The organism is Acidovorax sp. KPB24-03 (assembly GCF_057546605.1).
Genome location: NZ_BAAJYR010000508.1, coordinates 1 through 2,149, shown reverse-complemented (window position 1 = coordinate 2,149; position 2,149 = coordinate 1). Strand labels below are relative to the sequence as shown.

The window sequence follows — 2,149 nt, the reverse complement described above, 5'->3', positions numbered from 1 at the left end:
GCCCGCCCAGGTCGAGCAGGACGATGCCCACCGCCAGCGCCCACAGCGTGTGCGCCGCGAACGCGATGGGCACCCACGACACTAGCAGGCATGCCAGCGCGAGGCCGGTGGCCCATTGCCCCCGGCCCCGGTCCACGGAGCGGCCGGCCCGCGCGGCGGCCAGGGCGCCCACCACGCCGACCAGCCCGAACGCGCCGATGGCGGTGTGCGACAGGGCATGGGGCGGCGCGCTCAGCGGCAGCACCAGCGCGCTCCAGAAGACGCTGAACGCCGCGAACATCAGCAGCCCGATCACGCCGCGGATCTGCAGCACGCGCTCGGTCGCCAGCAGCGTGCCCATCGAGCGCAGCAGCGGCCAGTAGCCCAGCGTGGCCGGGCGCGCGCGGGCGTGCGGCAGGGCCTTCCACAGCAGCGCCAGCATCGCCAGCGACAAGCCGCAGGAGACCAGGTACACGGCGCGCCAGCCCGCCAGGTCCGTGACCGCGCCGGCCAGCGTGCGGGCCAGCAGCAGGCCGATGACGACGCCGCCCTGCACGGTGCCGACCACCCGGCCCCGCTCCGCGGGAGGGGCCAGCGTGGCGGCGCAGGCGATCAGCCCTTGCGTCATGGCCGTCCCCAGCAGCCCGATGGCGGCCATGGCCGCCAGCAACAGCAGCGGCGTGGGCGCCCAGGCCACGCCCAGCAGCGCCAGCGCCAGCAGCACCAACTGCCCGCACAGCAGGCGCTTTCGGTCCACCTGATCGCCCAGCGCCACCACGAACAGCAGGGCGATGGCGCAGCCCACCTGCGTGGCGGTGATCACGCCGCCCACCGCCATGGCGGGGATGCCGAAATCCAGCGCGATGGCGTCCAGCAGGGGTTGGGCGTAGTAGACATTGGCAACGCTCACGCCGCAGCACACGGCCAGCAGGCGCACGAGGCCCGGCGGCAGGGGATGGCCGGGGGCGGCGTGCAGGGCGGACGGGTTGGCGGCGGTCATGGGCTCTGATCCAGTTGCTGATTGAAACTGGATCGAGTGTAGTGTCATCCTGTTTTAAAATGAAACCACTTCGGTGCGTGGATCGAATGCCCGGTCCGCCACCGGCACCCAAGGAGTGGCCATGGCCAAAAGAAAAAGCCTCGCGGATTCCCCCTGCCCGGTGGCCCGTTCGCTCGACGTGGTGGGCGACCGCTGGTCGATGCTGATCGTGCGCGATGCGTTCGACGGACTGCGGCGCTTCGGCGAGTTCCAGGCCAGCCTGGGCGCAGCGCGCAACATCCTCAGCGACCGCCTGCGCACGCTGGTGGAAGAGGGCGTGCTGGAGATCGCGCCCGCCTCCGATGGCAGCGCCTACCAGGAGTACGTGCTGACCGCCAAGGGCGAGACGCTGTTTCCGGTGGTCGTGGCCCTGCGCCAGTGGGGCGAGGCGCACCTGTACGCCCGGGGCGAGAAGCACTCGGTGCTCATCGATCGCGCCACGGGCAAGCCGCTGCCGAAAGCCCTGCTGCGGCTGGAGGATGGGCGGGTCGTCCGGCCGGCGGACACCCTCGTGAAGAAGGTGCGTGCGCGGCCCTGATCCGCGCGGCCGCCGGCATACTGGGCCCATGCCCCGCAACATCGAAATCAAGGCACGCCTGCCGTCGCCCGGCGCATTGGCCGCGCTGGAGGCCCGCGCCGCAGTGCTGGCCTCCAGCGGCCCGGAGCGGATCCACCAGGACGACACGTTCTTTCGCTGCGCGGCCGGCCGGCTCAAGCTGCGCGCGTTCTCCGCCGGCGCGGGCGAGCTGATCTTCTACCGCCGCCCCGACGTGCAGGGGCCCAGGACCGCGTTCTACGTGCGCACGCCCACGGCCGATCCCGACGGGCTGCGCGAGGCGCTCACGCTGGCGCACGGCCAGGCGGGGCGGGTGGTCAAGGCGCGCACGCTGTACCTGGTGGGGCGCACGCGCGTGCACCTGGACCGCGTGGCGGGCCTGGGCGAGTTCATGGAGCTGGAGGTGGTGCTGGACGAGGCCGAGCCCGAAGACGTCGGCCTGCGGGAGGCACACGACCTGATGGCCCGGCTCGGCGTGGCACCGGCGCAGTGGGTGGACTGCGCCTACGTCGATCTGCTGCGCGGCCGGGGCGGCTGACGCCCGGGCGCGCACGGCGCTGCGCCGCAGGGCACCG

At 73.0% G+C, this 2,149-nt stretch carries 3 protein-coding genes; 2 read left to right on the top strand and 1 reads right to left on the bottom strand.

Going from position 1 to position 2,149, the window contains the following annotated elements; translation table 11 throughout:
- Positions 1 to 979: MFS transporter (locus AC27KI_RS23300; protein ID WP_487116091.1), on the bottom strand; the 979-nt coding region annotated here is incomplete at its 3' end.
- A 121-nt stretch (positions 980 to 1,100) separates the two neighbouring features.
- Between AC27KI_RS23300 and AC27KI_RS23295 the strand changes: the two genes are divergently transcribed.
- Together AC27KI_RS23295 and AC27KI_RS23290 are read left to right on the top strand one after the other, a co-directional pair.
- The gene (locus AC27KI_RS23295) at positions 1,101 to 1,556 is read left to right on the top strand and encodes a winged helix-turn-helix transcriptional regulator (RefSeq protein WP_487116089.1); all 456 of its coding nucleotides are present in this window, start codon (positions 1,101 to 1,103) and stop codon (positions 1,554 to 1,556) included.
- A 28-nt stretch (positions 1,557 to 1,584) separates the two neighbouring features.
- Positions 1,585 to 2,112, top strand: coding sequence for a class IV adenylate cyclase (locus tag AC27KI_RS23290; RefSeq protein WP_487116087.1), 528 nt, complete (start codon positions 1,585 to 1,587; stop codon positions 2,110 to 2,112).
- Positions 2,113 to 2,149: the final 37 nt, after the last annotated feature.